Annotated in this window: 8 protein-coding genes and 1 pseudogene; all 9 read right to left on the reverse strand. The window is 42.9% G+C overall.

Features of this window, described 5'->3' with window-relative positions:
- Window positions 1-143 (reverse strand): annotated as a pseudogene (locus NTU69_09685) (type II toxin-antitoxin system RelE/ParE family toxin).
- Between the two features lie 36 nt (window positions 144-179).
- The gene (locus NTU69_09690; protein MCX5803781.1) at window positions 180-1,307 is read right to left on the reverse strand and encodes an RNA-guided endonuclease TnpB family protein; all 1,128 of its coding nucleotides are present in this window, start codon (window positions 1,305-1,307) and stop codon (window positions 180-182) included.
- The gene (gene tnpA / locus NTU69_09695) at window positions 1,304-1,693 is read right to left on the reverse strand and encodes an IS200/IS605 family transposase (GenBank protein MCX5803782.1); all 390 of its coding nucleotides are present in this window, start codon (window positions 1,691-1,693) and stop codon (window positions 1,304-1,306) included. Before tnpA ends, NTU69_09690 begins: the two co-directional genes overlap by 4 nt.
- A 400-nt stretch (window positions 1,694-2,093) precedes the next feature.
- Entirely contained in the window at window positions 2,094-3,191 is a 1,098-nt protein-coding gene (gene nspC / locus NTU69_09700; protein ID MCX5803783.1) for a carboxynorspermidine decarboxylase, read from the reverse strand.
- Between the two features lie 337 nt (window positions 3,192-3,528).
- The gene (locus tag NTU69_09705) at window positions 3,529-4,767 is read right to left on the reverse strand and encodes a saccharopine dehydrogenase family protein (protein MCX5803784.1); all 1,239 of its coding nucleotides are present in this window, start codon (window positions 4,765-4,767) and stop codon (window positions 3,529-3,531) included.
- Window positions 4,768-5,077: 310 nt separating this feature from the next.
- Window positions 5,078-5,962 (reverse strand): agmatinase, encoded by an 885-nt coding sequence (speB, locus tag NTU69_09710; GenBank protein MCX5803785.1) that lies wholly within the window; start codon window positions 5,960-5,962, stop codon window positions 5,078-5,080.
- Between the two features lies 1 nt (window position 5,963).
- Window positions 5,964-6,509: an arginine decarboxylase, pyruvoyl-dependent gene (locus tag NTU69_09715; protein ID MCX5803786.1), complete on the reverse strand. Its 546-nt coding sequence runs from the start codon at window positions 6,507-6,509 to the stop codon at window positions 5,964-5,966.
- Window positions 6,510-6,530: 21 nt separating this feature from the next.
- Entirely contained in the window at window positions 6,531-6,662 is a 132-nt protein-coding gene (locus NTU69_09720) for a hypothetical protein (GenBank protein MCX5803787.1), read from the reverse strand.
- Window positions 6,663-6,702: 40 nt separating this feature from the next.
- Window positions 6,703-6,902: cupin domain-containing protein (locus tag NTU69_09725; GenBank protein MCX5803788.1), on the reverse strand; the 200-nt coding region annotated here is incomplete at its 5' end.

Consider the following 6,902-nt stretch of genomic DNA (forward strand, 5'->3'; position numbering starts at 1 on the left):
CCAGTTAATAGAATGATCAGAGTGTTTCCATCTTGACCGAAATAAATCCTGTAACCAGGACCAAAATCTACCTTATATTCAGAGACACCACCGCCAACGGACTGAACATTTGAAAAATTGCCGTATTGCAATCGGTAAAGAGCCGTTTTGACACTCTTCTGAATAAATTCAGGGGATTCTCAGGCAACGGCAGTTTGAAACCTGTCCGTTAGCGCCTGACGGCTCTGACCGAGCCGAAGAATATTTAGAGATGCATTATGGTCTCTATCTAAAACAGTATTGCAAAAGGGGCATTTGTGGATACGAACAGACAAAGATTTGGGGACTTTCTCCCCACAGGCAGAGCATATTTGACTTGTATTATGGGGTGGAACTTTGACTACTACCCTATCAGCATCTGCCGCTTTATAGGACAGAAAGTTAAAGAATATTCCCCAAGAACTATCAGATATGGATTTGCTCAAATGTCTATTTTTAACCATACCCTTAATGATAAGGTCTTCAATGAAAATGGTTTGAAAATTGTTTATGTAGTGATTAGCGACTTTATGCAGGAAATCCTTACGCTGATTGGCGATCTTCTCATGCGTTTTAGCAACAAGAAGCCGTGTATCTTTTCTTCTATTAGAACCTTTCTTTTTTCTACAAAGGCTTCTCTGTCTACGCCTCAAAAGTTTTTCAGACTGTCTAAAGTATTTAGGATTTTCAACGGAATTACCTTGAGAGTCTACCAGAAAATGTTTGATACCAACATCTATACCAATTTCCTGATTAGATATTGGAACTTCTTTAACAAGAACATTATCACAGGAAAAAGACACAAACCATTTATTAGTAGAACTTCTCCGTATAGTTACGGTCTTGATGTTGCCCTCTACAGGTCTGGACAGAAACAACTTAAACCTGCCGATATTTTTAACATAAAGGTATCTACCCTCAAGTTTCCATCCTGTTTGTTTAAGCGTGAAAGAATCATATCTATTTTTGGATTTAAAACGAGGAAAACCAACCTTGCCATTCTTTTGTTTAACTCTTTGAAAAAAGGATTTATATGCTTTATCAAGTCTTTGGATAACATCCTGCAAGACTTGAGAGCCTACAGCTCTATATTCAGCATAGAATTTTCTCAATACAGGCAATTGAGACATTTGTATATAAGCAGATACAGATTCTCCTTTTTCCTTATAAGCTTTTATTCTTTGTTCAAGAGATTGGTTATAGAGATTCCGACAGAGTTCAAGCCACTGATTACAATTAGCCTCTGTCTGTTTATTTATCTTGGCTTTATAGAGATATGTCTTTCTCATTTTCTGCTTTGTCCCTCTATATATTTTTTGATTGTTTCATTGCTGATATTCCCTGCTGTTGATACAAAATATGAACGTGTCCAGAGAGAAGGGAGTTTAAGCAAATGAGGAAATTCTTTGCGCAAGATGTTAGAACTGACACCTTTAAATGTTTTAACTATTTTATGAGCAGGTATCATAGGATAGGCAGATACAAAGATATGAACATGGTCAGGCATAATTTCAAGAGCAATAATACCAACCTCTATCTGTTTGGCTTTATCTTTAATAATTTGCATAAGCCTGTTTTTAACCTTGTCTACGAGAACAGGGTGTCTTCTTTTAGGACAAAATATCAAATGATAATTTATAAGATATACATGATGCTTGCTATGTCTATATTCCATGTCGATAATATAATATATATCAACAAGTTTGTCAAGAGCAAAATACAAGAAAGAAGATTAGCCATTCATCCCCTCACTAAAGTAAGGGGCTTTCTGGTTAGGAGTCTGTAAGGCAGCACAGTGGAGCACTAGCAAAAGGGCGTTCCAGCGAACTGTCCAAGATGAAGGAAAAGAAAAGGACAAGAAAGTGGGGTTCCCCCAGCTTCGTAAACCGAGGGACAAGGGATGCGACAACAAGTCTATGGCAACGGCTACTCAGGCCGAAGCAATTTTCGATGAATGGCGCGAAATCAAGGGGCTGCCGCCCGGAGGCGTAGCAGCCCTACGTTGAGGACCGTGCAGCCCCGAAGATGACAATACCAGGCGCAAAAAGCGCGAGGCCACCTCTCCCCCAGGCAAATCATGATTGTCTGCCTTTGTAATCCTTGTACCCAAACTTCTTCACTACCTCTATCTTTCCCTCATCCCTTATCACTGCGATATCGGGGAGATTGATTCCATTAAAGGTAGTGCTTTTCACTATGCTATAGAGGACCATGTCGGTAAAAACCAGCCTGTCTCCTCTCTTTAGAGGCTCATCGAAGGAATAATCGCCCATAACATCCCCCGCAAGACAGCTTGGTCCTGCGACTCTATAGGTATATTTCTTCTCATTCGGCTCAGCTGACTTCATTATGTACGGCCTGTAAGGCATAAGCAGCACATCCGGCATATGCGTTTCTGCCGATGCATCTATTTTTATAATATCCAGAACAGAGGAGATCAAGACTCCCGCATTGTAGACGCTGGCTTCACCAGGTTCGAGATATACCTGCACTCCGTATTTTTTCTTGAATGCGTTTATGAGTCTGATGAGAAGCTCCAGATCATAATCGTCACGCGTTATGTGGTGGCCGCCTCCGAAATTCACCCATTTCAGTCCCTTAATGTATTGTCCATAGAGTTTTTCGAAGGATTTCAGAATTCTTTCAAGGACGTCTGAATTTTGCTCACACATCGCATGAAAGTGTAGCCCATCCACTATGTTCTTATGCTTCGGGAATTCCTCGCTGAATGCGTCGTAGACTATTCCCAGCCTCGAATATGGCGCGCATGGGTTGTACATGTCGGTCGCGACCTCGGTGTGTCCCGGATTCACTCTCAAGCCTATTTCCAAGCCGCTTTCCCTTGCCATTTTCCCGTATTTATGAAGTTGATAAAAGGAATTGAATATGATGGAGTCAGAATACTTCAGTATCTGCCTGATTTCTTTTTCTCTGTATGCTGCCCCGAAGGTGTGCACCTCCTTCTTGAATTCTTCATAGCCAAGTCTGGCTTCAAGGAGACCACTCGCACACGTTCCGTCCAGATACCTGCTCATCATCGGAAAAGTAGCGAATGAAGCGTATGATTTCAAGGCGTGTAATACCTTGCAGCCTGTGCGATCTTTTACATATTGCAAGATCCGCATATTTTCTTCCATAAGGGTTTCGTCCAGGAGGTAAACAGGAGTTTCTATTACAGGGGCTTGCGTCGCCCCCTCCACCGGCAAAGCCTTATAGAGCCTTCCCCTCTCGCTCGCCGTGCTCGCTAAGGTAGATTTCCCCAGCCTGTGGGAATCTACTGTGCCGCTTGCGATACCGAGGAATCTTTTGTTTGCTGCCTTAAAACTTTTTTTCTTGGCGTCTTTTATTAGGCGCGTCAAGGACCTGAGCCTATTATTGCTCAGTGTCTCGAGTACCTTTCTTCTCGCATCGTCGGATAAAGAGCGATATTTGTCTACGGCACCTGCATCTTTTGCCAAAATTGCCCGGATTGTTTCTTCAATCTGTCTGTCAGCATCCATCAGATAAGCTTCACACCTTGTCTGGAAGCGCTGCATGCTCAACGACCTGCCAGGAAAGACCGTATTTATTCAATGCATCCATGAACTTGTCGGGGTCCAGCTGCTCTATATTATATACTCCAGCCCCTTGCCAGACTCCCGTGAGCATCATCATCGCCCCGATCATCGCGGGGACACCGGTCGTATAGGCAATTGCCTGTGTTCCGGTCTCCTTGAATGCCTCTTCATGATCACAGACATTATAGATATATCTGGTGATAGTCTTTCCATCCTTTTTGCCGGTCATAATATTGCCAATGACTGTCTTCCCTGTATATTTTGTTCCAAGGGAGGCGGGTTCGGGAAGTAGCGCTTTAAGAAACCTTACCGGAACAATCTTGTGCCCCTCGTAGTCAACCTCGTCTATTCGCGTCATGCCGACGTTCCTGAGCACCCTCAAGTGGTTGAGATAATTATCAGAGAATGTCATCCAGAACCTGGCGCTTTTCAGTCCTTTTATATTTAGAACAAGTGACTCGAGTTCTTCGTGGTAGAGAAGATAGCTTTCCTTTGCCCCTGCTACCGGGTAATCAAAGCCGAAATGCACGCTGCCTTCCTCGATTATCGAGGGCGTCTCTATCCATTTCCCTTTTTCCCAGTGTCGTACTACCTGTGTTACCTCCCGGATATTAATCTCAGGATTGAAGTTTGTCGCAAACACATGACCGTGGGTTCCGGCATTACAGTCCAGTATGTCCAGATAATGTATCTCGTCGAAGAAATGCTTCTGGGCATAGGCGGTAAAGACATTCGTTACACCCGGGTCGAATCCTGAACCAAGAACTGCCATGATCCCTTTCTGCCTGAACTTCTCCTGGTATGCCCATTGCCAACTGTATTCAAAGTGGGCTTCATCCAGCGGCTCATAATTGGCGGTGTCTATATAGTGCACCCCTGTGGCCAGGCAGACATCCATAATATGCAGATCCTGATAGGGAAGTGCAAGATTAAGGACAAGGTCTGGTTGAAATCTATTTATAAGATCGGTGAGTTCTGATACATTGTCGGCATCAACCTGTGCTATTTGAATGTCTCTGCCATACCGCTCATTGATATCTTTCTTGATCGCCTCACACTTGGAGAGTGTCCTACTTCCAACCAATATTTCCGTGAAGACTTCAGGAATCTGCGCGCATTTGTGTGCTGCAACGGTCGCTATACCTCCAGCCCCGATTATCATTATTCTTCCACGGTTCCTTATATTATTCATAAACGCTCTCCTGGGCAACAAATTGCATTTGCTTTATTTTATACTATTTTTTAGCTTAATATCAATTTCCAGGGTATAAAATCAATCATAAATGCTATGCAGACGCTGTTTTACACTATCGAAAATAAAGAAGGCTGAAAACTGTGTAAAAAAAATTACATATAGGCTCGCTGGGCTAAACTGCCTTGCGGGGAAATATATGGGGTCAAATCTTTATCCTTGACTTTAGACAAGAGACCCCCCTTTGACATTTAAAGCTATGACTCCCTGCCGTTGATTGGTAATCCTATGCCAGATACACCGAAAAGCCTCAGCAACTTGGTGTCTCTGCATGACGTGGCTTGTCCACATCGATATAACTTAAGAGCGTGTAGATTAATTTAGCGGCAAGAAAATCGGGAGCTTTAGAATTTGATGGACAAAGCTCAACGACATCAAACCCGACGATTCGTTTTGACTTCGAGACAGCAAAGAGGAGCTTCATAACCTGATACCAGCCTAAACCGCCCGGCTCGGGAGTCCCTGTTGACGGCATGATACCCGGATCGAAGACATCAAGATCAATGGTGATATAAACGCTATCAGTCAGCAAGCTAACTGCATTGTTTATCCATTTGTCAGAATCGTGTATCTTATGTGCAAGAAATATCTTTTTATTGTCAACGCCAGAGAGCTCTGAGACGTCCATGCTGCGTATTCCTACAGAAACAATGTTCTTAGTAAACTCACGAACACGTGTTATAACGCAGGCATGATTATAACGGGTTCCCTGATATGAGTCGCGAGAGTCGGCATGGGCATCAAGGTGCAATATGCTTAGATCCTTATAGTACTTGGCATAGGACTTGATAACGCCAATAGAAACCGAGTGTTCGCCCCCAAGGGTTACTACAAGCTTATTGTCTTTAAGATAACTTGCGACTGCCGAATCGGTTTTTTCTATCAAAACAGAAGAGGAGGCCGAATGGATCGGTTTGGCAGTAAAAATTCCCTTCCTGAAAACCTCGCTATCGGTCTCTATATCGTAGAGTTCGAGATATCGGGATGCCTCAATTATCGCTGCAGGGCCTTTGTCGGCACCTTTAAGCCATGTGCTGGTTTTGTCAAAAGGAATAGGTAGTATGACTGTAGAGGCCTGCGCATAATCAGTATTATTGTTGGGTAATCCACAGAAACTAAATGGATGTTTTGGCATTTCAGTCTATGATAAACACTGCTGACGCTAATACTGTGGTCCAGAGACCGTCTTTATTTCCCTCCGAGGACTGGCAAATATGTTTTGTTTTGAATATATTACCGCTCGCTCTATAAAACTGCTTGCGCTCATCCCATGCCTGGTTCGGATCAAAAGGAATGTCAAGTGTCGTTGCAAGCATTGTAGCCGCGAGATCTTCTGCGTATTCCCCTGAAACAATGGCTTTTTCACCGAAAGCATGATGTTCAGAAATATAACCGTAGTTGGTGAAATCCTTCGGCATGGCAAAACCAACTGATGCAGAAATAAGGCGGTTCGGTTCATTTGTCTCATTTCGAGACATTACGCAATAAGTAATTTGACCGGGATTGAGAAGTTTTAGACCGGCAACCTTTGAAAGAATCTTGCACCCAGGCGGGAATATGCTTGATACATAAACAAGATTACACTTCTCAATGCCCGCATTTCTTAATGCAACCTCGAAGGATGATAGTTTGTCTTTATGGACACCCACTCCTTTCGTAAAAAAAACTTTTTTTGGGGTCATTTTTGCATCCTCCAATCCAATCTAATTCCACAGGACTACGCCGGCGAATACAGCACCGATAGTGACAACTTTATATGTGATTTCTTTGCCTAATAAATCCATTTGACCCCTCTTCATCTCATCGGTTAATACGTGTCTTCCTAATGTTTTCACTCCATGGCCCTCCTTATGATTTTTTTTACCCCAAAGGGCACTAAAAATTAGGAGGCGAAGATACCCACAGAACAAAGGTCTTGTTCTTTCGCCTGTTTACTATATAATGCTTTTTTGTTGCTTCAAAATAAAAGCATTCTCCTTTCTTTAGTTTATATGCCTTCTCACCAAACACAAGCTCAATACTCCCTGATACGACAAAACCAAATTCCTCACCCTCATGCGGTTCTTCTTCAGCCG

It is taken from the genome of Pseudomonadota bacterium, assembly GCA_026388215.1.
In the GTDB taxonomy this organism is placed as follows: Bacteria; Desulfobacterota; Syntrophorhabdia; order Syntrophorhabdales; family Syntrophorhabdaceae; genus JAPLKF01.